The following is a 24,816-nucleotide window of genomic DNA, read 5'->3' as shown; positions in this document are numbered from 1 at the left end:
CGCAAAGCAGCCAGGTTCCGTCTGGTCCCCGTACGGCTCGCATAGCCCACCATAGGCGGCCGATGCATCGCGATGCGTTCTTCACACTCGCCATCGTCGGCCGAGCCATCAACTCCATAGTACTCAGGACTGTAACCTTGTAACAGTTACACAAAAGGCTCAACCATCGCCTATATTCAATTGCAACAGTGTTGTTCAGGAGTGCTTTTTTATGGGACCTTGGACTGCAGAGGAAATTGAATTAGCCAGAGCGGTGCCGTTTTATGTGCTGCTGCGTTTCGTAGGCGCGTATTACAAGCTGGATCGCGAATATAGATCCGCCACCTCTGGCGACAGCATTCGCGTCCTGGTCGGTTACCGCGGCCGTGACTTTCGGTTTGTCTTCACGAACGAAAAATGGGTCAACGAACTGATACCGCCTACCAAACGAGGGAGAGGCGGTGCGGGAGCGATCGATCTTGCCGCCCATATCACTGGGCTCGACTTTGTCCGGTCCGTAAAGATTTGCATCGATGCCCATGAAAGTACCGATGGGACGCTCTGATGAGACTCTTCTACACGACGCACGATTTCTTCTACAAAGGGCGGTCGTACCCGGGCATACCTTTCCTATGCTCGGAAGACATGGAACTCGTCAAACCGGCGAGCGACTATCTGCTGTGGGTTGCACTCGAAAACGGCCGAACGCGAAGCCACGCGACGTGGAAAAGCTACGCAGAAGCGATTTACGATTATTTCGCTTGGCTTGAGACTAACTTTTTTGACTGGGACGCATGGCAAATCGATTCTGAAGATTTCGGCGAAATATCGAACCTTGCGCTGTATCGTAACTGGTCGCTCGGCGTGCTCGACGCGAACTCCAGCCGACACTCCATGCAGCCGAGTACGGTACGCAAGCGGCTGTCGCAGATCATGCGCTTTTATGAGTGGGCCGCGACGCACAATCGTATCGCCCATGTTCCGTGGGACGTTCATCTATCGCGCACTGGAGACGAATCGCTTCGCGATGCGATCAGGGCATCGACCCTTCCCCGGGTACCCCGCCAGCCGATCCGGTTCCTCACGACCGAGCAGTGCCGCGCGCTTCTTGAGAACTGCAATAGCAGCACTGTGCAGTTGATGACGAAGCTGATGCTTCAGACCGGCTTGCGCAGCGAGGAATGTAGAACGTTTCCGATGAAATACCTCTTCGACCCAGCGACCGAAAGGCGTTGGCGCAAGGTCGCGATCGACCTGTCACCGTCTGATATGAAGATCAAAGGAAGCAGACCTCGCCGCGTCTACGCATCCGGGCAACTCATGAAGGATCTGTTCGACTTCGCCAACTTCGGCGAAGGCGCTGTACGGGCTAAGCGTTATCGAACGGCTCAAGGTGCAGCCTCCCCATATGTGTTTCTCAACCGGTTTGGGGCGCCTTGGAGCGAGAAAGGACTGTGTAACGCCTATCGAAAGCTGTGGAAGCCGACTGCGCCTGCGCGGCCTGTGCTCGACTTCAAGGTGACGCCGCACATGTTGCGCCACACCTTCGCTACCTTCGAGCTGTACGGGGAGAGTCAGAACCGTAACCTTGGGTATGCACTCGCGTGGGTACGTGACCGACTTGGGCATGCATCTATCTGGACAACAACTGCATACGTTCACTGCCTCGACATGCTTGGCGAAAAGCATCTGAACCGGTACGAGCAAGAAATCGACGAACTGCTTTTTGCGGGAGATACGCGATGAAACGGAAGAATTATCAACTCGACCGGGTCCCGAGGCAGCGTGCAGCGCCTGGCGCGACAAACGATGATCTACGGGTCGTTACAGCGAAGACGACCTTGGACTTCGGTCGGTGGCGATGTCGTACAGGAACGCAGATCGACGCTGGTCGCGACGAACTCTTACTGTCGATGACAAAAGGGCTGCGACGTCTCCAGCCGATTCTTGCTGATAACACTATCACGGCCATTTACTGGAACAGTCTAACAGGATGGTTCGATTTCCTCGACTCAACCATCGGCTCACGTCTTTCTATGCACCGCATATCGGATATCGATCGTCATTCGCTGCAGGCTTTCGTTGACTGGCTACAAAGTCGACCCGCCAACACGAAGAGTGGGCGACTGTCTCCGATAACTGCACGATCGCTATACGGGGGCCTGAAAACGGTGCTCGTGCAATGTGTTGCGACGGGCGAGCTTCGAAGGGACTGCTTCCCGCGACAGCCGTTTCCAAACGCTCGACGCGCCTGCAAGGCACCCTCGCCGTATACCAAGGAAGAAATGCAGAAACTCTTGGGTGCGCTAGCAAATGACCTCCGATCGATCCGGGCCGGGTTCTTTTCTGGCAATGAAGCTGATCGGTTGCTTGTGTACTTCCTTCTCGTCGCAGCCAGAACCGGCCGGAATCCGACTTCCCTCTTTGAGATGACACGCGATGCCGTGCGGGCTCATCCTCTGAAACCGCAGACGCATTCGCTGCTGACTACCTATAAGCGCCGCGGCAACAGCATCTTGACGCTGTCGATTGGCAAGCCCCACAAGGTCGAAGAGATCAGCGTACTTGCTGCAGACACAAGCGCCCTTATACGCGATGTGTTGGACCTCACTCACGAGCTGGTCGTCCTCGCTCCGCCAGAGCTGCGCAACTACCTGTGGTTGTATCGTCGCTCTCCCCATTTGGCACGCTGGGGCGCTGTGTCGGTGTTCTCCCAAAAAGTCCTTTCCACGTCCATCAAACGGTTCGTCGGGCGACATCAACTGTTCGTCAACGACGCAGACGAACGGGCAGGTGGCCAAGTCCCACTAGCGCTGTCTGTCATGCGGCTACGGAAGACGTTTGCATCTCGGTTATGGCATTTAACCGGGGGTGACGTCGCCATGACTGCGAACCTGCTCGGCAACCGACCTAATGTCACGGATACCCATTACCTGGCTGTGACACCCGAGATGGTTCGCAACCATCACTTCCTCGGCAAATGTCTGGAAATAGATTTGCGCGGGACCGCAAAGGATGCGCCAACACTAGCGCGACTGGCCAAGGAAATGAACGTCGCCCTCGACGAAGCAAAACGTATCGTCGCGGGAGAAAACAATACAGGTGTTGGCCGATGCTCCTCGCCACTCGATGGCCGGTATGCACCCAAAGACGGCCACACCGCATGCTCAGCCTTCCTTCACTGCTTCCGGTGTCCCAACCAGGTAGTGATGGAGAGCGACCTTTACCGTATGTACAGCTTCTACTGGCTGCTTGTGAAGGAAAGAAATCTGATTGGCAGGAGTCAATGGCAGAAGGTGTACGGGTGGGTGATCAGGGAAATCGACCGGGTCATTGCGCCCCGCTTTCCAGCGGCAGTCATGAAGCAGGCGAAGGGAAAAGCGCTCGTCGAACCTCACCCGATGTGGCGCGATCGATCAATGCTCCTTGTGCAAAACCATGGCTAACTCGACCAACCAACTTGTAGACTTGGCTTCAATCAACGATGACGAACTGAATCAGGTCATCGTCAGTCGGCAAGGCAACACGATCATTTCCCGCTATGGCGACGAGGTCTGGAATCTCGCGCCATACGTCGCACAAAAGAATACGACGGGCGTTCGGATCGTGTTCTCTTCCAAGCTTAACAAAGACGGTCGACTCACGGATCCCGCTTACGCGCCGCTGATCGCATCGGCGAAACGCTTCTTGTACACGCGATGGCGTGTAGCCAGTGGACAGCGTGGTAGGCCCGTAATGGCAGGTACGCTCATAAGTAACTGGAATCAGCTCAAAAAACTGCTTGTGTGGATGACAGATGAGGACCTGACTGCCTTCAGTGAGTTGACGCCCGACCACTGTGCTCGCTTTGCGTCAACCCTCGTTGGAGCACTGCAGCCTACAACAGCTGCTAGTATTCTTGGCACGATCACAAGCTACTACGAACTTGGCGACCACCTCGTTGATCGCATCCCGGAGTACCCATGGAAATATCAACATGGCGGTACGACACGTCTTGCCCGGGGCGGTCGCCAACCAAGACTGCAAAGCTGGAAGCAGGCGAGAACAGAAGTCATTCCTCAGCGGCTGATGAGCAGGCTAGTGCGTACGGCGCTTGACTACATTGAAAATCGGGCGGATTCACTCTTGACCTTGCGTGACCAGCTGGCCGCGCACGCAGCTAGCAAGTTGACCCGGGTCAAAGCGGCTCACCGTAAGACCCACCCAAAGGGGTTCTCAAGTGTATATGCCACTGAAGCTGAATACCTTCGTCGCAAGGCGAACCATCAAAGTTCGCCGGAGGAGCGACGACTGATCGCCGCGCATGGTTATAAGCAGCGGCTGGAGGTAACGGCCGACCTCCTCCATCTGCGGACCGCCTGCTACATCGTATGCGCTGCTTTCTCAGGCATGCGAGACTCGGAACTGGCGTCGCTCGAAGTTGGATGTTTCGTTAAAAGAAAAGGTTTCGACGGTGAGACGTTCTTCTGGCTCCGGGGAACGACATACAAGCACGAGCATGAACCGCGGCCGGCCGAGTGGATGGTGCCTGAGATTGTTGGAAAAGCGGTTGCCGTAGCAACTCGGTGTGGCGAGCCCGAACGTGCGCGGGGAGACAAACGGATCAAAGTCTTGGAGCGCGCAGCGAAGGCACCTGACCTCGATGAGCAATCCCGCGCAAAGATCCAAGTCAATCTTGAACGGGCTCGCCGTAATCGCAACGCTTTGATGGCCGTATATAACCCGGAGTATGGAAGTATTTCTGTTGTAGGAAGTGTGAGTGCCCGATATAGCTTGAGGGCGTTCAGCAAGATGGCAAATATGCTCGTCGAACAGCAGGACATGGACGGCGTGATCAAGCGAGATCGGATTCGACCTGGGGATCCATGGCCGCTCACTCCGCACGAGTTTAGGCGAACCTTTGCAGTCTATGTTGCCCGGCACGTGCTCGGCGACGTCCGGTATCTGCGCGAACACTTCAAGCATTGGTCACTCGACATGACCCTCTATTACGCCCGGTATGACAGCGGCGCAGATCGCACGCTTATTAACGACATCATGACGGAGCGTGATGAACTGCAAAGTATGATCATTCAAAGCTGGATGCATCCGCACAGTGGCCTCTCGGGCATGGGCGGTCAACGCATCATGGCATTCCGTAGCCGGGGCGAAGTTAAGACCGTTCGCGATATGCGCGACTTCTGCCGCAAACTTGGCGAAAGTGTCTTCATCCGAGGAACCGGGCATTCATGGTGTATGGCGAGCGGTAACGGTTGCGGGGGTCAAGGTCTCTACGATGCAGTGCGATGTACCTCGTGCGGTGAAGGCGTGATTGATTCGACTCACATTGAGATCTGGAAAGGGATCCGGCAACAGCAGATTGACGTGCTGCAATGCTCTGACCTTGGAAGGCCGTCACGTGAGCGCAGTGTCGATCATCTTCGTAAAGCCGAACGTGTACTCGCAGACCTCGGTGCCGAAGTGCCGCCCTTCAAACTTCCCAAAAAAATACGTCGTGCGAACTGAGCGCAAGAGCCCAACCCGGCGTCGCCTGGAGCTCGCACTTCGCCGATTGCAATTTGGCAGGATGCAGTCCGGCACCGGTGAACGGATTAGCATCGCGGCTGTTGCGCGAGAGGCCGGGTTAAGCAATTCGACGATACACAACCGATATCCAGACATCGCTGAACGCGTGCGCGCACTTCATGGTAAGACTAGCAGACACCAGAGAAAATCGCTTCCCGACAGTACCGATGTGCTTCAACGAAAGCTCAAAGAAGCACGCCAGGCGATCGAGCAGCTGAAAAGCGATCTGGTGAAATCGCAGTCGATCAACCTTCGCTTAGCCAAAGAAAACGAACAGCTGACCGCTCGCCTGAAAAAAGCATCTCAGTGAGCCGAACTCACCCCTCGGCAGCGAACGCGATGCTCACTTGCTGCATGCGCAGCCGCTCGTCACCATGCACATATCGCGAGGTCGTCGCGATCGATGCATGCCGAAGGTTATCGCGAACGCTGCGCAGTTCCACGCCACGAGCGAGCGCGCGCGTCGCATGAGTATGTCGAATCCAATGGGGGCTGGCTTGCTCGATTTTACGAGCCCCAACGGAATCCATCGGTCGGATCTGTTCGGCAACAAGACGGAAGAATCGCTTTAGCACGGCGCAAAGGCGCGTCCCGGAAATGCTCACCGAATGATCGCGGCCGAGTGCGGGCACAAGCGGTAGGCTCCGACTGCGATGGCGCGGGTCATCCTGCAGTCCTCGCTGATGAAGATAGGTTTGAAGGGCTTGCATGGCAAGTGGGGGCAAAGCGACTCGTGCGCTGCGGCGACCCTTCCCAACCACGCGAAGCCAGATGTCCGCAGCGTCCCCGAAGATCAAGTCGCCGATCCGCGCGTGAATCAACTCGTTCGCACGAAGGCCGGTCGCCAGCTGGAAGTCAAGGATGAAGCGCAGCCGTTGAGCTGCCTCGAGCGACCAGCCATGTTGTGTCGACAGATCATTGGCAACATGCCGAGCGAATTGCCACTCATCGTCATGAAGCGATCGCACGCTTCTGGAAACGGTTGCTCGCGTGGAACCTGCGCTCACGCCGGCGAACGGATTGGCAACCACGTATTGTTGCTCGACCAGCCACCGGAACATGGCTGAGAGCACCGACAATGCGTAGGCAACAGATGAGGGACTTAAACGTCCGAAGAACGGGCACCATCCATCAGACAGACGCGTTTGCCGCGGACCGATCCATTGATCTCGTGGCTCGGGGGAGCGCAGGAACGCTCGGTAGGCAATGGCGTCGCTGGTGTTCAACGATGAAAGCGCTCGCTTGCGCTCAACATTGGCCCAGAGTAAGAGCCGTTCGGCTTCCTTGCGATACGTCCGAGACGTTGTGGCGGCTTCATGCAAGGACAGCCATGCTTCGATCGCCTCGCGGTCGGTCGTGACACTGAGCAGGCACCTCGCCCTGGGCGCGCGATATCGCCCTCTAGAACCATCTCGACTGCGGGCGACCATGACAGCACTCCAAATAACGCGTTGCGTCCGTTCCGATCGCTCCACCAGCCGGCGCGCCGATTCGGTCAATGCCGGGTAACGCAAAAAGAACGCTTCGATACGGTGTGCTGACGCCGGGCCGATGCCCACCATCTCACTCCACCAGCGATTACGGCGAGGTACGCGCAATGTCAGCTCGGCAAACGTCCTGACACCCATTCGTCTCAACGCCAGGCTCACTCGCGGCGCCAACCACAGATCGAGATCGTCGCTGATCTGCGGCTCGCGGTCCTGCAACTCACGCAACGCCTCGATCGCCCGGTGAACGTTCATACCCCGTCGTGCGTGCTTCGTGTACCGATCCCTGAAAACAGCGGCAAGATCGTCTCGCCCGTTTGCTTCCGCGATATCGATCAAGCGGCGTCTGATCCGGCCAAGCATGCCGCGAGAGGATTGCGCCTGAACTCGCCTGTGCGACAAATAGCGTTCGACGGCCGTGCGCGCCGGAAGGCCCTCACACCACGCGCGCAGTGCCGCGAGGGAAGCGTAGTCGGGAAACGCGTCATACGTTTGCCCGTGTTGATCGATGCGATGGGACTGCTTCACGTTCGCCTCCGACGCGTACAGCGGTTCCACAGACTATGCCATGGCGGCTACCTTGCCTATCCCGCATCGCCAACGGCGCTGTTCTGATAACCGCTGTTATCGAAATAGCAGCTCACCATGCGAAAACTACTGCGCTCGGAACCGCGCTTAAGGCTCAGATCGTTATGTAACAGCATCAAAGGTTACGGTTACTCAGCATGAGGCCAATGTCTTCCGAACCATCGCTATTCACATTGACGGCATTCGCACGCATGCCCGATTCTTGCTGGGCAATGGCGCGCACGAGGACCACGTTCACGCGATGAAATGCGGCTGCATCATCAAGGCAATCTGCACGTGCGATCGACGGCGCAGCCACGAGCCACAGCACGACGCCAGCAAGAAGATGGTTGATCGTCATGACGGTTGTACTCACGATTTGGCTCTGTCAAAGAAGCGCACGTCATGGCGACGCGTCACATTCACCACGTTGCCGTCCGCATTCACAATGAACTGGTCGGACGTCCCGTTGAACTTGTAGTAGCGGCCTTTCTGTTCGCCTGTACCGAGATGCCTTGCATCAGCCACCGTTACGTGACCGACCGAATCAGCGAACTTGAAGAATGTCGATCCGTCCTTGTCGAACACACTTTCCAACGCGGCCTTATTCCCGGCGTCGAATTCGTAGACCGTTCCGGCGACCCGGGCCACTTCCACCTGGTCTGCGCCGTTCGATACAACGAAGCGCTCGGCGCGGTTGATCGTGAGTACGTTGCCCGCGTCATCCCACTTCGGACGCAACGACTTGCCGCTTTCATCGACCACTTTGATTTCCGCTGCCGGTTTTGCCGAAAATTTGATCTGGACGTGCGAGTCGTCGCCATCACGAATGGCGACCGCACCAAGCTTTGAGGCAAGCAGCGAATCATGGACGGGGGCGTCTGCAGAGCTCGCGGCAATCGCAGCAATTGGATCCGCGATCGTCGATGCCGATGCCGATGCCGATGCCGATGCCGATGCCGATGCCAACGGCGCATTGCTCGCGACATAATTCACCGCCACTGACTTGGGTGCCGAGCGCCGCAAGGTGACATGCCGCGAATCGAAATCAACGTCCGCGTACATGTCGGATGAGGCGACCAGTCGGTCGAACGACTGCATCCAGTTTTCGCCGTCCCGTGTAGCGAAACTCGTTGAAGCGGTGAGGTCGATATCCTTCTGTGCAGAGCCTGTCCACCCCTGCGGCACCAGCGCCTTGACCATTTGCGAAAGAGGCATGGTGGCGTTCAAGGCGCGGGTGCTTTCAAGGTGCGAGTGCGCACCGATTAGCGCGAGACGTCCGGAAAATCCAGTAAAACCGGACGGGAGATCGTCGCTTTCACGAGTCTTGTCGCCCATGAAGCGATTCGCTTTCTTCCAGTACGCCGTGGCAGTAGTTTGTCCCGTGGAGTAATGGATCACATCCGGGGTGCCCGGGACGACGACATAAGGTCCTTCGTTGCGGCCACCCTCGACACGCAGATTCTGTCCTGCCCGGGGCTGAAAGTACGTTGAACTTCCGTCATTGAAGACGAGTGCGGGACGCTCGAGTACATTGCCGGCGATTTCGTAGTCGAAGTCGAATGGATCGGTGCCGGCGAGCGCGACGTTCACTGAGAGCAGTGCCAACGCAATAGAAACGACTGTGAGTGATTGCTTCATAAGCCGCGATCGATTTGAGAGAGGTGCTGGACGAACCGCGCGAGATATTCGCGACCCGGCTGCGGGTTAGCGCTGTGGTAGTACGCCACCGCTTTCACCGCGGAACGCGTCTTCTGAAAGTTCTCGTTGAGAATCTCTTCGGCGACGTGGATATTGGTCGCCGGACTCAAGGCGTCCCACGGCGAAGCAAAGCGCTGGGAGTGGTATTTCCAGTTTATTTGCATGAGACCAATGTCGAAGTCGCTTCGACCATCGGCAATCAAGGTGCGAATCGCGCGATAGGCGTCCTCGCGCGTGCGAAAGAAGAACCCACGACCGGCTACATTCAGTGTCCATGGCCATGCGCGGCCGTTGTAGGCAGATTCGTTGAGTGCTATCCCAGCAAGGATTTTTGGATCGACTGTGGAGTGCATGGCATCAAACGGCGCTTGCGCGGACGCGCATGCCCAGCCACCACGCCGCTCTGTCATCGCAGCCTGGGCATCATCGGTGAGCACACCGGGTTGTACCCATCCACCTCTCACGAGGATGGCAAGCAGACTGACGGGCGCTCCAGCAACGTTGACGGTTGGCGTTGCGCCCTGCCCCGTTTCGAGAGATTGACCCTCCAGCCGTTGCGCCCACGACTGAAATGGCTTCATACCGCATGCGTAAACCGGGGTACCGCCGATATCGAGGATAGTGCGCTGTCCGGCACTGGATACGACGTATCGGGTTGGGCTAATGATTTCTTCTATTGTCGCCGCATGACATGCGGATCCAGTGAAGAGCAGCGCGGCTGCGAGGAGCGCTTTAGTCATGGTAGGGCTCCATGACGATGTCTTGCGTGACTTGCACGAGGAACTTCTCACCCGGATCGACCGTGATGGTGGGCGGGATGTTCTGGTTGCGCTGCAAAACGGCTTGCGCTGTCGTCGCGGCGACCTGACCTGCCGTGCTGCCGTAGGTTGTGACGCCGTTAGGACTAGACGTCGTTGCTGTTTGCGCGCCGTTGTCGAACGACTTCAGCAGGATCGCCGTGATGAAGCCAGCGCCGAAGATCTTTAGAAAGTGATTGTTTACGTCGCCGGAGAAACCAGCATAGCCGTTTTGATCAGCGCCTTGCATGCCGTTCATCGGCACGCTCTTTCCGTTGGGCAAGCGAAGAGATGTCGAGGCGACGAGCAAGCGCTCCTGACCAACCTTGACGTCCGCGCTGTACTGGCCGTTGATGAACGAGCCTTTCGGGATCATCAGACAGTCGCCTTGAAGGCTGTCGTACACGTCTTCATCGACCATGAGCGCGACGCGTCCCGGCTTATCCGAATTCAAGCCTTCAATCGTCTTGACGTGAATGTTGTGAGGGGGCGTAAGCGTGCAGCCGCGTGAGCGACCGTTGAACGTTGTCTGTTCGATGCCTCCCTGTGCGGCGGCCTCACGAAGAAACGCGCGATCCCGGTCTTCAGGCGCTTGCCCCTGCTTGGCCAACTGCATGGCGAGCTGCTCCGCGCCGGGGTCACCGGCGGCTGCTCGTGATGCACGAAACTCTTCCAACGAGGGAACACCTGGGGGAAGCGTTGTCGTCTGCTGAGGGTTGTTGCGTGACCCGCCCGACTGCTTGAATACGGAGGATGTGTAAATCGCGTCTTGAGCTGCATTACGTGCAAGCGCCTGCGTATCCGCCCCACCCTTGTCAATTTCGCTTTGGAAATCCGTTCCCGTCAGCATTGGCTTAACTGGATGCTGGGCAGCGGCCGCATCGGACGCCGCGCGCGCTGCCGCCTCTGCCGCTGCCGCGTCTCGCTGCTTGCGGATCTCCTGTTCGATATCAGTTGGACCTTTGTCGCCCGCGCCTTCGGTGCTGGACTTGAGGGCCAGGCTTTTTTTGTCGCGTGCGTCCTGCTCTGCCTGATTTGATGCCTTAAGTTCGTAGAAGAAGCCCAGAACACCGATCACGATTGCGGCAAGAATGCCGATGCTCATAATGGCGTTCCGAGGTGTCTTGCCCTTCGTAAGCGCGATCTGCTCTTCGTTGGGATTGTCAGCCGGGGTTTTCTTGGCCATGGCGATCAGAACAGCCCGAGCACGCGGCGGCGACCACGGGTGACCGTGACTTCGTCTTTGCCGGATTTCAAGACGATCTCATCTGCCAGGCGCTGCAGCACAAGAAAATCACCGCGACGAATGAAGTTGGCGACAACCGCGTCGCCGTGATCTTTGATAAACGGTACTGGCCACGACTGCGCCTTCTGGGGCATGCGCATCCAGATAGCGTGGCCGTCGTCAAACACCACTTCGGGTGTAAATTCAGTGCGACCGTCAACGCTGTAGTCCCAGTTCAACTTGTCCGGCGCGACACTGACCGATCCGGAATCGACACCGCCGCGATCCCCTGCAGTGGTCTGGTCGTCGCGCGAGGTCACACGTGTCATTGGCGAGTGCGGATACTGGAAGCGAACGGTTTGGTAGAAAAAGCCCCCTGCCGGCGACGCTATGAGCGTGAAGTCGTACTCGCGCTTGTTCGTCGTAAGGTGAAGGGTGTTCACAAGATCGGCCTTGTGGGGCTTGATGAAGAGGTGGTTCGACTTGTCGTCGTCGATCTCCCACTGGATGCTGTCGCCCATGGCGGGATCGGCAATGAGTTTTTCGCCCTTCTCCAGCTCGATCGTGGTGAGCTTGAGCGGTGCCGTCAGAACACGGTAGATCTGATCCCGGCTGTAGGGAAAGACGCCAATACGTGCGTCGCCGGGCATCGTCACAGGATCGGCCCCGCCATTGAACGGATTGAGCGCGCTCATGGGGTTGTCGGCGATCATCGCAGGTGTCGTTGCGTCGTTTGCAGATTTCTTGGCGAGCGCCGCAGGCGCGGTGACGACCGTTATCGCCGCGACTGCACAGATGGCGAATGCGCGCCGGCTAGAGTGTTTGAGATTGGCGTTCATGCTTAGGCAGTCCGCTCGAGGCGGAAAAACGGGATAAACACCCCGAATGGATTCGACGTGAGCGCGGCATCCGCAGTGGGTGCAACGATTTGATAGCGCAAAGTCAGCGCATAGGCCTTAACGTCCGGCTTACCAGCACCGCCCGCCTGAGAAGTCGTGGTTGTGAATTCGACGAGGACCGTTGAATCTTCCAGAAGCGCAATGTTTCGGACGTTGACCTCTCGGATCAACTTCGGGTTGGCGATGATCGCCTGGAAAGGTGCGTCTTCATTGAGCCAAGCTTTGAACTGACTTGCGCCTGCTCCAATCATCTCCGCTTTGACGGAGTTGATGTTCGTCGTCATGCGCGACGTTTCAAGTCGATCCGTCAAAACCGGTTCGATCGTGAACCATCGGACCGCCATGTCTCGCACGTGGGCGCGGATGGCTTGAGAATCCGGTTTGTATGCGACGAGCTCTGTCGTAACAGGATGTCCTGTCACATCAGCGGAGACACCAACGACGCGAACCACGGAAGGCGGCGGCTGGCGGGTCCATACGGCACCGGCCGCGATGGCTGCACAGGCAAATGCGATGAGCATCCAGCGATTCGACTCAAGCTTAAGCCGCGTGCTGGTTTCGAAAATGACTTTACTCGGATCTTCCTCGGCATACATGCCGGGAGCGGTGGCGAGCGCAGCTTGGCGCTTGTTTCGGAGAAGACGCATGGCAACCCTCGTTGAATGGGTTCCATTGAAACAGGTCATTTCATAAATTCTGGCTCGAAAGACAGTGCAATTTGCATGTCTTTGTCGCCGGATGCACAGACGAGTGCCTTCGATCCGAATGTCGAAGGACCGGACTAAATCATGATGATGCCCACTCCTTACAAAGGCCGCCAAATAAGCAGGTCTTTTCTTCACCACGAATGCTTAAGACGTGCTACCTGCCTGAAAAGCATGGCAGCAGAAACTGTCTGATGGTGCGGTCGATTTCAAAAGTCGTGTCCAGACCGCACCAGCCCTCCAAACCATAAATAGACTATTAAAATCAACATGTTGTGCTTTAAGAGCGGCCCCCTAGCTGACAACATCATGATGTGTTCAGTTTTCATGTGCATTGTTCGCCTTGATTCGCCCCCTACCGATCTTAGCCTAACGACATTTATCAGAAAGTTTGTTTGAACATCGCGAGGAAAGAACGCGCTTAAATTCGAATACATATTTTCCGTTTGCCGACGACGCAAATCAAACGTTATGGAACAGAGCAATCGTTTAGTTGCGCTAAGTGACTCGTGAACATTCGTTGATGTATCGATAACGCGGTTGACGCTGCCCACAAGCTGCCACGACATCCAAGCAAAAGGGTCGCCGGATTCCCCTGCAGTCGGGACCTTTTGCAGTTGCAAATCTATGGCTTGTCTTGAGTCAAACGACTGCAGGCAAAGGATTTTCAGATCAAGCAGAACTGCGTCTATCGACGCACCCAAGCAACTTGCTGGGCTAGTCGTCGGGGCGCGTCGGATCGTCCGCCGGGACCTCGCTACCAATTCTCGTAGATCCTTGGGCGGTCACGAGACAGTCCGCGATGCTTTGGGTTTGTTACGCAAATTCACGAAATGGTAGAACGCGAAGGAAAGGTCAGCATGTGCGAGCACGTCCGCTTCAGAAATCGTAGCAATATCAAACTTTAGACGTTTAATAGCGAGCTTTCCTGAAGGAGAAGCTATGTACGCCCGCATGAAGTCTCTTTTTGCTCGAGCGTCGGCTCGGTCAAAAGCGTCGTGACCGGCCCGAACTTCGGCCGCCAATCGCTGCTTAGCGTCTTCCTCATGAGCAGCACTACTTGCCTCAACAGCGCTTCTCGCCGTAAGTCTGGAAGTAGCTTCTGCCTGCGCTTCTTTGGCCTTCTGGCCTAATATCGTTTTCATGCGACGCTCAGCCTCGGAAAGCTTGTATCCCTCCGTGATCGCCTTCATCAAATAGCCGGCGGGACTCTTCGTTACCTTCGCTTCATCGATTTTTGCGCGCGTATATTCGATGGCATCAAGGATGCGCTCATCAGACCAATTTGCGCGGTTTTGGGAAATTAAGCTGAATTGTTTTTCTGTGAAAGCAAACTCGTTTTTCAGGGTTGTGTAAGTTTCTTTCAATCCAATCAGGCTCGCCCGGATGGTATTAACCCCTTCTTTTCGAGAAAGCCTAAACCGAATGCGGTCTATTTTCTTAGACGTTGGGCTCTCGGTGCGCGTTTCATAGCTCAGCTCGATGTCGGAGACTTCGTTGATCTGCTTTACTGCCGGCTCAAGGCTGTCTCGTTTGAAATACTTGAACACCGTTGCGCTGCCCCCGGCCTTGCCAGGCCAATGTCGAATCACGTCAACCTCAAACCAATCTGTAATCCCGTCCGCAACATAGCCGATAACGCGGTCGTATATTGCACGTGCATATGTGAGGGTGAACGCTGAAGTGATACGAAGACTCAGCCAATGCGACTTTTCCGGGTCTTTAATGTGGCGAATTAACGGTTGCGGTACTTCAAACGTTATTCGCCCGTTGTCGATACCAACGATGCCGAGCAGCTGCACGGAAATCCATTTCTCGTTTTCCTGTGAGTCGCTGCCTGGGGGAGTTGCGGAGACTTGAATAAGTGCTTTCTGTGCTTCAGAAACCACTGCTCTCAGATGCTTGTAGTTATAGCTGTCATAACGCATCAACCACCGGAAGTAGCTTAGCTCAACGTCGTAATACCTTGGCGATGTTGGCTCCTGCGCCACGATAAAATGCGCCGCATCAAGCAATCGACGCGCGGTAACACCGACGTCTGTAACGTCAACAAAAACGTTATTTCGTTGATAACCGATTTCCTTAGTTGCTTTATGGATCGGCGTGTCTGTTGACAGCATTTCCTCGAACAATTCAAGCGACATTTGACGTGATGTTGCACTTGCTGAAACGGCGGATGGCATTGTGAACCTCTTTTCTTGACTGTGGCCGCAAGCAGAATCTATCACCCGTAGGTGAGAAGTCAAAACAAAAAAGCTCACCATCATAGTACGCATCTCAACAATAGTTCTCACCCACTTTCTTGGTGTCAACAAAAAAAGACCTGCGCTGGGAAAGTGTGGGTGAGAACTATTGTAGCGACGGTTGGTTTGTACTTTAAAGATTTAAAAGACAATACCTACCAACCTACAGAAAGCTTCAAGGTCAACAAAAACAATGACTTAATAGCCGGAAAGTGAGCTGTTTTGGTCTGGAAGTGAGATGTTTTGTGGTTGAAGGTGAGCCATTCTGGTTGATGACGGTGAGCCGTTTACCTCCTTATGGTGAGGCTTTTTGTTGATGACGATGTAATGGTGAGGTGAATTGTTGGAACGCCACAGGCAATGGGCTCCATGAAACGAAAATATGTGTTTTCCGGGCGTCTGAGACACTGATATGGCGCTGGTTTACAGTTTCATGGACTCCGGAACGCCGGAAAATTCTTCGCTGTCCTAGTCCGAGTTGGGCGCTTCAACAATTTCCCTCACCATCAACTTCCTTGTCAGTAGGAGGTAAATGATCGTCGTTTGGTTGCCTTTTCGACTTTTCGCCGAAAATATTCCATATTGTGAAAAGCGTCCCCATATTGATGCTTCGAGTTACCGTTTGTGAGGGCGCTGGCCAAAGTTGTGCCTAAGTTTAATGCCACATTTTTGTATTTCCCTAGTACTCTACGCTTTGTATCGATTTCCGACTAAACCTTAAAAACCATGTCAAAAGCAGAATTTCCAGCAATCACGCGAAGGGTGACCTTAAGTGAACTCGCGGGCTTTTCAGAAAGGCTAAACACGCTTACGGAAGACTTGCGTAACAGTATTCTTACGCCAAAACCGCGAAAGTCGGCTCCGTCATTCACAACCGCGGAGGTCGCTGAACTATGTGGAATGGATCGTACGAAGATTCATTACCAGGCGACAAGGGAAGGGAGCGAGTTGCCGGCGGGTGAGGCATCAGGCACTGGCCGTAGCCGCCATTTCACTCTGGCAGAGGCTCGGATATACGTGCAGCAGCTATCGGAAATTTACCAATCGCCGCTCGTCACTGGGTCGCGCGGCGCGGATGGGAAAGTGATCCTGGTAGCGAATTTTAAGGGCGGTTCGACCAAAACGACAACATCAATGTGTTTGGCGCAGGGTTTGTCACTCCGCGGTCGGCGGGTGCTCGCGATTGACCTAGACCCCCAAGCATCGCTTTCAGAGCTTTGTGGCCTATACGCGGAAAAGGAGGTTGATGAGGACTCGACCGTTTTGCCGTTCATTTATGACCAGACGATTGAAGGGGGTCTTTCATCAGTAATCAAGCATACATACTGGGACGGTCTAGACGTCATCGCCGCCCATCCGTCGTTGTTTAGCGCGGAGTTCTACATTCCATCAATGCTAAAGGCCAAGCCTAGCTTTCAATTTTGGGCGATTCTTAGAGAAGGCCTCGCGTCATTACGGAATGAGTACGACTACATCATTTTAGATACCGCCCCTTCTTTGTCTTACCTAACTCTGAACGCATTGATGGCGGCGGATTCAATGGTCATGCCGTTGGTCCCAGAAAGCCTTGACTTCATTAGTTCTGTGTCATTCTGGGGTCTTTTTTCTGATATTGCGCGTAATTTTATGGAAAAAGAGGCTGATAAAGCCTACGACTTTATTTCTATCATTCTTTCGAAGGTTGACAACAGTCCTACTTCATCAGTTTCTGTGGTTCGCCCATGGACACAGCGGGCTTATGGTGACTGGCTTACAACGACAGAAATTCCTGCAAGTTCGGCAATGAGCAGCGGCGCACTTGCTTTGTCAACGGTATTTGATTTGAGCAAGAAAGACGCGAGCACTAAAACCGTCGAACGGGTTCGTCAGCCCCTTCGGGACTATTGCAAGTGGATTGACGACCTTTATGTCGAACAGTGGAGACTTGGCAAATGAATATTCGTGCTCGAATGGCAGAGCAGACCGCCAATTTGCGCGCCGCTTCTGACATTTCAAAAGATGAAGTAACGGCATCAATGCAAACAAACGATAAGCCAAAGACCGGTCCCGGGATGGCTGCCGCCTTAGCTGCAGCGAACATCAAAATTCAGGAGTTGGAGACACGGGGCGCGCATTCAGTACTGCCAGTCGCAGATATAGCACCTAATCCTTGGCAACCCCGGAGGGCGTTCAACGAGGTCAAACTTTCGGAACTCGCGGAGTCAATCCGGGAGGTAGGGCTGTTACAACCGATCGTCGTTCGCCGAGCTGAAGCTGGCTATCAAATTGTGGCTGGTGAACGCCGGTGGCGCGCACACAAACTGGTTGGGGTTGAGGAGATAAAGGTTCTCATCGTTGAGTGCTCCGACCAAGATATGGCGGTGTTGGCACTTGTGGAGAACATCGGACGGGATGACTTATCCGATTATGAGATATCCGTGTCCATTCGCCGCACTGAGAAGGAATTTCCAAATCGCAAGCGCCTAGCTGAAGCCATGGGCATGAGTCGTAGAGGTCTGTATCGCTATCTTGCATTTGAGAGCCTCCCTGTCTTTATTACCGGCGACCTCGATATAAATCCGATGCTTATCGGCGGTAATGCAGCAGACGCTATCGCACACGTTATAAAAAAGCACGGCGAGAAAGCAGTGGCCGCAGCCCATGAGCTGTGGCCGGACGTCGTTTCAGGAAATTTGGATCAAGGGAAATTCGCGCCAGCTATTGCGGCGTTGGTTGGTCATCAAGCTTTGGGCAAGACGGCGAGTGAACGCTCAATTGAAAAATTTTTCGCGGGCAAGCATCACGCGGGGAGCATCACGAAGGATGTAAACAGTTTCACTGTGAAGATTAAGACAGGCGTTCTTTCGGACGCTCAGGAGGCTCGAATCCGCCAGGTCATAAGCGAATTGTTTAATGGCGCCCCTCTTGACTGAAGTAGGTCTGCCAAGCCTGATCGCTTTTTGATGTCGTACAGCTCTCGAGGGAGCCAGGTCAATTATCTGTCGGTCAGTGTGCTACTAGGCACACTTTGTAGTAATCAGCCTGCCCCCCAATAATAGCGAAGGTGACGTGCAAAGAGTGTGCTACTAGCACACTCTTCTATTCATCCCCTTGAGCGTTCGGCGCGCCTCGACACGCGAAAGGCTGACTTACCCAATCGTGTACACGACCTTCTATCTTTTCGAAAATGTCGGTATTACGAGCGGTCTATTTGGGTGTCGCTCAGCGACTCGGTTTGTCTTGTGGTGATCGCCAAAACCAAGAGTCTTTCGCTTAGCCGGCCGTCTTGTTTGCCTGGGTGAGACCACACAGCCCAATAGCGTTACGTCTGGGCGGCCGATTTTACCCAGACGCGCAGCCAGATTGTCCCGCGTTTAAGTCTGTGGTCTATTCAGATTTCGAGAGTTGCTATTGCAGCCAAAGTTCAGCTGCCACCAAGCGGCTCGCTGCATTTTCCCCTAAAATCGGCCGCCTGTGCTACGGAAAGAGGGTGGAATACACACCTCTTTCCGTCATCCCGTCGCTCGGAGACAGAGGATAATCATCAAGAAGCGCTACTTTCTGGCGGTCCTCTCGAACCGACTTTCATGTCCAAAACCCGCCTGGTTAATTGTCACGACAACTCAAAAATTCCGGATCTCTTGCATTTGGCAAACATCTATGCGCAAGGGCTTGGCAAGGTTTGGAAAAATAAATCAGAGGCCACACGGATTCTTGGGATCACTTATCCGGGAATACGGCGACAGCATTTGACTGCTGCCGAGTCGCTCGCGCAACTCCCAAGCGAGGTCCTAGATCTATTCAAGGACGTCGGTTTAGGAACGTGGGCTTGGCGCCGCCTATCGAATGCAAAAAAAACACATGGACTTCCGGCACTTCTAGCGAGAGCTCATCGAATCAAGACGATTGAAAAAAATCTCACTCGTGCGGAGCTTATTGGCATGCTGAGTTCGGCGGGTCGCCTACATTCCAACGCCCCTTCGCGGTTTAACCCATCAGAAATTTCTAAGGCGTACGAACGCGGAGTAAAAGAGGGACGCTGGTCTACACTTCACGGTGCGGGAGAAGTATTAGGTATAGATAGGAGTGTCATAGCCGTAGCGTCCAACTTCTCTAAGCTCCCGACGCATGTTAAACGACTGTTTGATACGGAAACTACAACCTATGACAACTGCCGTGCAGTCCTCGAGTTAGAAAAAGTTTATGGGCGAGCGGCACTTGTTCACAGGGCGAGATTGATACCAATGGACACGCAAAAAACAAACGCCCCGTGCGATATCATTAGACTTTTAGCGGGAATAGTCCACCAAAGTGCGGCCGTGACTCCGCAGGTAAAAATCTTGCGCAACAAGCGTGAGATAGTTGTCGAGTTCCACTGCAAGGATAGTCGTTTTCTGTTGGATCGCTCTAACGAGCTATTAAAGTTAGTCGCAAAAGGCTTTACTTCGTATGTTGATGCTGCGATAGCTTCTATTGGAGCCAAGCCAACACTTCCTAGAAAATAGATATACTGAATTTCTATTCGGTTCTATGGGTTTTTGGCTGTGCACTCTAAACTGGTACCCGTTTGGAAGGTCGGAAGCAGTTTTTGGGACCAGTTAATGAACAAAAGATTGTGGCTCCTATTCGCATCGATTTCCGCCCTGACTGGTTGTCACAGCGCGTCTAACCCAACGAATGAAAACTTTTCGGTTGCCATCCAAAAGTATTTGGATTCGATGGCTGGTGCTTGTGTTGCTCTACCTGCCCAAACAGTCCCGTTTTCGCTTTCGAAGTACGACAGCGGCCTACCTGGGTCCGTGTTGGTGCGTGGGCGCGGGCTGGTAAATGCTGGTTTGCTTGGCATTGCGCCAGCAATAACACGTGGAGGCGGAAATACCGGTGCTGATACCCTAGTCTTCTCACTCACGGAGGATGGGAAGAAGTACCTTACTAAGGGCCCCGGGCTATTTCCTCAGTTCTGTGGCGGAAAGCGCAAGTTGCATGGAATACAAAGTGCGCAAGTTGTGAAGTCGCCGACGGGGACGCGAGCTCTTGTTTCCTACGCATATGATTTGGTCAATCAACCGTCGTGGATGAAAAATCAAACTCTACAGATTCAACATCCAGATCTGCATCCTCAGGGTTCGATCAATGATCAGATTGTCTTGACGCAAACGAACGACGCGTGGATCCCATAGGTACAAATCTCGCTCGCTTATGCTGTGAGTCCGAGTTTTATGGCTCTGTTAAACAGTCTCCTAATTCCTGTCTGGCCATTGATGATCGTGTTTGAAGTTGGGCGCTAAGTCCGTGGAACATCTACCGTCGTTTGTTTGACGTCACTTAGTGTATTATTATCAATGACTTAACAAAATTTCTGAAGCATTGTTTCACGGTAATACGCGTTTTAATCGCGGTTCACGTTGTCATTAGCCTTATTTGACGCAAATCTTCCTGGTATTTCCATCTAGGCCAGAAATCGTAACGAACGATACATTTAATGAGTAAAGGGTACGACTTGTCGCCGTGACAGCGCGATTACGTAGCTCAATCATTGGAAGACTCGCCGCGTGACTCAGGGAGCACTTGGCAATATCACCGAAAAGCGTGGTCCTTTTCTTGCGCCGGGCGTTCTGATGAAGGTGCTTGAGACTCGGACTCGCTGTCGTTAGCTTGCGAGCCTCGCATCGGAATGTGTGAACGTAGGTCATTGCGTGGACAATGGTCGCAAATGCGCACGTAGCCGTTGTTCAACCTCCGCTTGTCATGCAAGATTCAATCGGAGGCGGACGACGCCACAGACAAGAAGATGCGAGTAGAGGCGCGTCATCATTGATACATTTTCGCGCACTCGCGTTGTTACTGGCGCGACCGCTTTTGCTTGGGCAAGGAGAATGCTATGCATTGCTCTCGCGCCGCGGACTCGTTTCGGTAAATGAACCAAGTGAATGACAGTGTTGGACACGACCACCTAAAACCAGCGTGCCTACGTCATCGATTGATGCCACGCGGCGGAGCCAGGTGCGAGCGCCGATACCAGACTGCAAAGTCGGGAAGTTGGCGCGAACAAAGCTAATAAAATTTCCCCGAGGCTCAATCTCGCAGCCATGCATCAGGGATGCGGCGATCACCGCACATATCGACTGTTGCGATCCGCAATTTACGTGCTTTGCCTACAAATCGGTAAGCTCTTACGGGATGAAGCTGACTCATGGCGACAGCGTGATCGGTCTCTAGTAGGTAAGGCACGAATGCGATGATCGCCGCTCTTTAGGGAATACGTGGCTGCAGGCAGAAGCTTGGTACCAAAATGGAGATCTCGCCGAGACGTTGATAAGTTGGAGCTCGTCGCCATGCTCAGCGGGTACGCGACGCCGTTATACCTAAAACTAACGGCTGCTGCTTGATCGCTTAATGAGCAGCAAGGGCGTGAGCTTTGCATACCAGGTTATCTAACAAAGCCGGGTCGCAAAGTTCGTCGCTCAGGGGGCAGACGGTCAACGGTGCAAAGCAAGCATCTATCACTGAGCGGTTGAACGACAATTTTTGAGAAAACTCCCCCCACCACGCTTTTTCGATACTGCATTCGACCGAACGACTACAACGTTTTTTTTTCTGCGTGATTAGACCTCTTATGCACCTATTACATCTCGCACCATTCACACCTGAGCATGCGCCTACGCTCCACAGGTAGCTGTCGCTCGAAATGAACACGGTTGTTAGCCATAAAATCAGCGTCAGCAGTCTGTCTGTTCATGTAATTGGCGGTGATCAATTCTGGCCATGTGGCTTGTCTGGATCCGACGAAAACACACAGTCTTTTTTCTGGTGTTCTGTGATCCGTCAAGGGCACTCATATCCATTCATCCGTTCGACCTTGCCTATGGTCTTCGCGCGATAGGCCGACAAAGCTGGGGCTGAAACCCGTAGTGCTGGGCGAGGTCGAGAAACCCCGGCTGGAAGCGGTGCTGCTTCGGACCATACGCATCCCTCTCGATGACAACGGTCTTCATATTCTCTATTACAAGGACTTCCTCGTTTTGCAAGCAACAAGTTGCCGTACCTAATTGTCGTCGGCAGGTATCGTGAGGCTCTTCGATTGCGTTCATCCGTTAGCATGTTCGTGATGAGCTTGAGGTATGTGGACGGCGTGACTACAAGCGGACATTTCTGCTGCCACAAACGGCAGCGGTCCCTAATGAAAGACGCGCGCCAAAGGCTCCAGTCATACAACCGGGATTCAGGCGACAGCAGTGCCTGTTAAACCCAACAACATGAGCGAGCATTCCTCAGCGCAGGTCCAACCTCTTAGCTCATCGACAACTGCATGTCACACCATGCTGGCCATACTGCCGTACAAAACTACGTCATGACTACCTGAGTTCTCACAGCCGAAATAAATACTAGACCGGGACCTTGAACGCGTCGCCCAGGCGCAGCGCGGCCCAACACATTCGCCCGTTCTTGGCTGCAACTGCAACAACTGCACGACCGAATCCTCGCCGCTGCTTCAATTGCAAAGCCCAACGACTGACCGGATCTGTATGGGCTGCCGTCTTCATGAGCAGGGATCTTGCGCCCATGACGAGCAACGTTCGAAGGTACCTGTCGCCGGTCTTGGTAATACTTCCGAGTCTGGCTTCGCCCCCGGAACTGTGCTGTCCCGGGGGCAGTCCCAACCAAGCATAGAACTGTCGTGAATTCTCGAAGCCATGCCCGTTACCGACACTCGCTATTATGGCTGTTGCATTTGTCGGCCCGAAGCCCGCGGGCTTCATCAATCGACTTGCTCTGTCGTTCTGTTTGGCTATCTGTGCGAGATATTTGTCGTACTCGCTAATGCGCTCAAATAGACGACCAAGATGGTTAAGCATGTCTCCGATTGCCGTGTTGCACCAGCCGGCCAGATCTTCCAATACCGTGAGCGCCTCGCGCCGCATAGCACTCGTCTTGAGTGGAAGCGCGATGCCGAGTTCACTCAGAAGTCCACGGATCCTGTTGATCAGCGCTGTACGCTCTTCGATGTATCCTTGACGTGCCCGATGGATAAATAAAATGCTTGCTGACCGATCGTCTTGATCGGCACAAACCTCATGTTCGGCCGTGTGACTCCCTCACAGATTGCAGCTGCGTATTAGCATCATTCTTTCCACGCTTACCTGCCATCCGATATGGCGCGACAAACTTTGGCGCCATCAGACGAACGGTATGGCCAAGCTTCTCGAACTCACGCGTCCAGTGATGTGCACCCGAGCAGGCCTCCATGCCGATAAGGCATGGAGGCAGGGAGGCCACGAGTTCGAGCAACCAGCTACGGCGGACTTCAGGACGTACCAATTCGGGCTTGCCCGTCGGCCGACGCCGTGCAGCGCGAAGACATTCTTGGCCAGATCAATTCCGAGCGTTACGATTGTCATGGACTTCCCCTTCGAGTGAGTTGATGGAGCGTGAGAACCTCATCATGGCACCTTGACGCCGCCGCCCGCAACGGGCGCCTGATTTGTGATTGGGGAAGTCCCTTTCATTCATACAGCGCACGGCGCGGCACACCGCCTAACCAGTTAAGACGTTTGACGTGACACCTCAGCAAAGTATCGAGCCGCATGTCGGAAACGTCTTAACATAGGTCGCACGGCTATAGCCGAGAGTGGCCACGATTGCGAACAGATCCGCTCCTCTGCGCCTGCGGAATTCGACCCAGTCGACCTGCATCTGATCGCCTGCAGCAGTCTCGAATCGCACCAACGGATCGGGCGCCGGTACAGGCCTGAATGTGGCAACGAACTTGCGCACGATTCTCTCGCCGCCATCGAATCCCTTCGACTGAATCTTGCGCCACAGAGCTGTCGCTGGGATCCAGTCCGATGCCGCTGACGCGATCCGTTCCCGAAGATAGGCTTCGAACGGTTTCAGTATCGACCCCCGCGGAGTCGCCGCGGGCCGAAACATCGGCGCGTCCTGCGTCGCCAGATACTTCCTCACCGTGTTGACCGAACAGCCAACCTCACAAGCAATGCCTCGCAGGCTCTTACCCTGCTTGTACAATATCCTGATCTGCATGTATCCCCCGTACGAGATCATCGCCGCTCAAAGCGACCATTATTCCTTTGTCGAGGTGGATCAATTCTTCAGTGCCGACGGTGTATCAATTTACAGGCGCCGATGACAATCCACGGAGGTGGGGTCTTCGCCGTTGCTGTCATTGCGCATTGATGGAATACAAAAGTGAAAAGCTTTTTGAACTTAAGGCCAATCGTCTTTGCGCATGAGATCAGAGGACAGCTACACGTCATTTTAAGACTTAGCCGGCGGCGAAGTAATTGATGCTACGATCGGTTGAGACACCGAGCATTGGATTAATGACATTATGCACAAAGCTGGTAAGCCGAGTAGGACAACTATCTAAGGTATGTCGGTGTGACCGTGAGGGTCAAACCGCCTGACGTATCTTCGTCGATTACAGCCTTGATGCTGTAGCGGTCCCGCAAACAGTAGGAGGCGAGTTGGCTTCCGACGTGGGGCTAAGGTTTTTCGCCTGCCAATGCTCTATGCGCAATGAGAAGCCGAAAACTGAGCGCGCCGGTTAACTGGAGCGGCAATAGCGGTTGAGGGGAACCTGGAGCACTATATCTGTCGGCAATCCTCGCCATTTTGCTAGTAGCAACATACACCAGCGATGTGATCTCAG

At 54.3% G+C, this 24,816-nt stretch carries 17 protein-coding genes and 2 pseudogenes; 8 read left to right on the top strand and 11 right to left on the bottom strand.

Annotation, left to right across the window (positions count from 1 at the left end):
• The first annotated feature begins 211 nt into the window (after nucleotides 1-211).
• The 5 genes from ACRXB1_RS00920 (at nucleotide 212) to ACRXB1_RS00900 (ending at nucleotide 5,854) form a co-directional block, all read left to right on the top strand.
• Entirely contained in the window at nucleotides 212-544 is a 333-nt protein-coding gene (locus ACRXB1_RS00920) for a hypothetical protein (protein WP_449490771.1), read from the top strand.
• Entirely contained in the window at nucleotides 544-1,725 is a 1,182-nt protein-coding gene (locus tag ACRXB1_RS00915) for a tyrosine-type recombinase/integrase (protein ID WP_449490770.1), read from the top strand. Before ACRXB1_RS00920 ends, ACRXB1_RS00915 begins: the two co-directional genes overlap by 1 nt.
• A complete protein-coding gene (locus ACRXB1_RS00910) occupies nucleotides 1,722-3,425 on the top strand; it encodes an integrase (RefSeq protein WP_449490769.1) in 1,704 nt (567 codons plus the stop codon). Before ACRXB1_RS00915 ends, ACRXB1_RS00910 begins: the two co-directional genes overlap by 4 nt.
• Entirely contained in the window at nucleotides 3,418-5,484 is a 2,067-nt protein-coding gene (locus tag ACRXB1_RS00905) for an integrase (RefSeq protein WP_449490768.1), read from the top strand. Before ACRXB1_RS00910 ends, ACRXB1_RS00905 begins: the two co-directional genes overlap by 8 nt.
• Before the next feature lie 61 nt (nucleotides 5,485-5,545).
• Entirely contained in the window at nucleotides 5,546-5,854 is a 309-nt protein-coding gene (locus ACRXB1_RS00900; RefSeq protein ID WP_449490767.1) for a hypothetical protein, read from the top strand.
• A 7-nt stretch (nucleotides 5,855-5,861) separates the two neighbouring features.
• Here the strand turns inward: ACRXB1_RS00900 and ACRXB1_RS00895 are convergent, their stop codons facing one another.
• The 8 genes and pseudogenes from ACRXB1_RS00895 to ACRXB1_RS00860 all read right to left on the bottom strand — a co-directional run bounded on the left by ACRXB1_RS00895 (nucleotide 5,862) and on the right by ACRXB1_RS00860 (nucleotide 15,107).
• A complete protein-coding gene (locus ACRXB1_RS00895) occupies nucleotides 5,862-7,559 on the bottom strand; it encodes a phage integrase family protein (RefSeq protein ID WP_449490766.1) in 1,698 nt (565 codons plus the stop codon).
• A 187-nt stretch (nucleotides 7,560-7,746) separates the two neighbouring features.
• Nucleotides 7,747-7,959, bottom strand: a pseudogene (locus ACRXB1_RS00890) (transglycosylase SLT domain-containing protein); the annotation flags it as partial.
• Between the two features lie 11 nt (nucleotides 7,960-7,970).
• On the bottom strand, nucleotides 7,971-9,239 hold the full coding sequence (locus ACRXB1_RS00885; protein WP_449490765.1) for a hypothetical protein: 1,269 nt from the start codon (nucleotides 9,237-9,239) through the stop codon (nucleotides 7,971-7,973).
• Complete coding sequence (locus ACRXB1_RS00880; RefSeq protein WP_449490764.1) at nucleotides 9,236-10,039, bottom strand: transglycosylase SLT domain-containing protein; 804 nt, start codon at nucleotides 10,037-10,039, stop codon at nucleotides 9,236-9,238. The genes ACRXB1_RS00885 and ACRXB1_RS00880 overlap by 4 nt, the downstream gene beginning before the upstream one ends.
• Nucleotides 10,032-11,282 carry a TrbI/VirB10 family protein gene (locus tag ACRXB1_RS00875; protein ID WP_449490763.1) on the bottom strand — a complete coding sequence of 417 codons (1,251 nt, stop codon included), beginning with the start codon at nucleotides 11,280-11,282 and terminating at the stop codon, nucleotides 10,032-10,034. Before ACRXB1_RS00875 ends, ACRXB1_RS00880 begins: the two co-directional genes overlap by 8 nt.
• 5 nt (nucleotides 11,283-11,287) lie before the next feature.
• On the bottom strand, nucleotides 11,288-12,160 hold the full coding sequence (locus ACRXB1_RS00870) for a TrbG/VirB9 family P-type conjugative transfer protein (protein ID WP_449490762.1): 873 nt from the start codon (nucleotides 12,158-12,160) through the stop codon (nucleotides 11,288-11,290).
• 2 nt (nucleotides 12,161-12,162) lie between these two features.
• Nucleotides 12,163-12,867 (bottom strand): type IV secretion system protein, encoded by a 705-nt coding sequence (locus ACRXB1_RS00865; RefSeq protein ID WP_449490775.1) that lies wholly within the window; start codon nucleotides 12,865-12,867, stop codon nucleotides 12,163-12,165.
• Nucleotides 12,868-13,709: 842 nt separating this feature from the next.
• Nucleotides 13,710-15,107, bottom strand: a complete 1,398-nt coding sequence (locus tag ACRXB1_RS00860) for a replication initiation protein (protein ID WP_449490761.1) — start codon at nucleotides 15,105-15,107, stop codon at nucleotides 13,710-13,712.
• Nucleotides 15,108-15,893: 786 nt separating this feature from the next.
• Between ACRXB1_RS00860 and ACRXB1_RS00855 the strand changes: the two genes are divergently transcribed.
• The 3 genes from ACRXB1_RS00855 (at nucleotide 15,894) to ACRXB1_RS00845 (ending at nucleotide 19,651) form a co-directional block, all read left to right on the top strand.
• A complete protein-coding gene (locus tag ACRXB1_RS00855; RefSeq protein WP_449490760.1) occupies nucleotides 15,894-17,102 on the top strand; it encodes a ParA family protein in 1,209 nt (402 codons plus the stop codon).
• Nucleotides 17,099-18,079 carry a ParB/RepB/Spo0J family partition protein gene (locus tag ACRXB1_RS00850; RefSeq protein ID WP_449490759.1) on the top strand — a complete coding sequence of 327 codons (981 nt, stop codon included), beginning with the start codon at nucleotides 17,099-17,101 and terminating at the stop codon, nucleotides 18,077-18,079. Before ACRXB1_RS00855 ends, ACRXB1_RS00850 begins: the two co-directional genes overlap by 4 nt.
• A gap of 654 nt (nucleotides 18,080-18,733) precedes the next feature.
• A complete protein-coding gene (locus ACRXB1_RS00845; RefSeq protein WP_449490758.1) occupies nucleotides 18,734-19,651 on the top strand; it encodes a hypothetical protein in 918 nt (305 codons plus the stop codon).
• 2,332 nt (nucleotides 19,652-21,983) lie between these two features.
• On the opposite strand, the pseudogene ACRXB1_RS00840 reads toward ACRXB1_RS00845, so the two are convergent.
• The 3 genes and pseudogenes from ACRXB1_RS00840 to ACRXB1_RS00830 form a co-directional block, all read right to left on the bottom strand.
• Nucleotides 21,984-22,156: pseudogene (locus tag ACRXB1_RS00840) on the bottom strand (IS21 family transposase); the annotation flags it as partial.
• A 375-nt stretch (nucleotides 22,157-22,531) separates the two neighbouring features.
• On the bottom strand, nucleotides 22,532-23,185 hold the full coding sequence (locus ACRXB1_RS00835; protein WP_449490774.1) for an IS110 family transposase: 654 nt from the start codon (nucleotides 23,183-23,185) through the stop codon (nucleotides 22,532-22,534).
• A gap of 526 nt (nucleotides 23,186-23,711) precedes the next feature.
• Nucleotides 23,712-24,188: a hypothetical protein gene (locus ACRXB1_RS00830; protein ID WP_449490757.1), complete on the bottom strand. Its 477-nt coding sequence runs from the start codon at nucleotides 24,186-24,188 to the stop codon at nucleotides 23,712-23,714.
• Nucleotides 24,189-24,816 lie beyond the last annotated feature (628 nt).

Source organism: Caballeronia sp. M23-90 (genome assembly GCF_053574605.1).
This window is presented reverse-complemented; position numbering and strand designations above follow the sequence as displayed.

Excerpts from the sequence above, each read along its gene's own strand:
- ACRXB1_RS00920 (WP_449490771.1), top strand. The coding sequence starts at position 212 with ATGGGACCTTGGACTGCAGAGGAAATTGAATTAGCCAGAGCGGTGCCG.
- ACRXB1_RS00915 (WP_449490770.1), top strand. The coding sequence starts at position 544 with ATGAGACTCTTCTACACGACGCACGATTTCTTCTACAAAGGGCGGTCG.
- ACRXB1_RS00910 (WP_449490769.1), top strand. The coding sequence starts at position 1,722 with ATGAAACGGAAGAATTATCAACTCGACCGGGTCCCGAGGCAGCGTGCA.
- ACRXB1_RS00905 (WP_449490768.1), top strand. The coding sequence starts at position 3,418 with ATGGCTAACTCGACCAACCAACTTGTAGACTTGGCTTCAATCAACGAT.
- ACRXB1_RS00900 (WP_449490767.1), top strand. The coding sequence starts at position 5,546 with ATGCAGTCCGGCACCGGTGAACGGATTAGCATCGCGGCTGTTGCGCGA.
- ACRXB1_RS00885 (WP_449490765.1), bottom strand. The coding sequence starts at position 9,239 with ATGAAGCAATCACTCACAGTCGTTTCTATTGCGTTGGCACTGCTCTCA.
- ACRXB1_RS00880 (WP_449490764.1), bottom strand. The coding sequence starts at position 10,039 with ATGACTAAAGCGCTCCTCGCAGCCGCGCTGCTCTTCACTGGATCCGCA.
- ACRXB1_RS00875 (WP_449490763.1), bottom strand. The coding sequence starts at position 11,282 with ATGGCCAAGAAAACCCCGGCTGACAATCCCAACGAAGAGCAGATCGCG.
- ACRXB1_RS00870 (WP_449490762.1), bottom strand. The coding sequence starts at position 12,160 with ATGAACGCCAATCTCAAACACTCTAGCCGGCGCGCATTCGCCATCTGT.
- ACRXB1_RS00865 (WP_449490775.1), bottom strand. The coding sequence starts at position 12,867 with ATGCGTCTTCTCCGAAACAAGCGCCAAGCTGCGCTCGCCACCGCTCCC.
- ACRXB1_RS00860 (WP_449490761.1), bottom strand. The coding sequence starts at position 15,107 with ATGCCATCCGCCGTTTCAGCAAGTGCAACATCACGTCAAATGTCGCTT.
- ACRXB1_RS00855 (WP_449490760.1), top strand. The coding sequence starts at position 15,894 with ATGTCAAAAGCAGAATTTCCAGCAATCACGCGAAGGGTGACCTTAAGT.
- ACRXB1_RS00850 (WP_449490759.1), top strand. The coding sequence starts at position 17,099 with ATGAATATTCGTGCTCGAATGGCAGAGCAGACCGCCAATTTGCGCGCC.
- ACRXB1_RS00845 (WP_449490758.1), top strand. The coding sequence starts at position 18,734 with ATGTCCAAAACCCGCCTGGTTAATTGTCACGACAACTCAAAAATTCCG.
- ACRXB1_RS00830 (WP_449490757.1), bottom strand. The coding sequence starts at position 24,188 with ATGCAGATCAGGATATTGTACAAGCAGGGTAAGAGCCTGCGAGGCATT.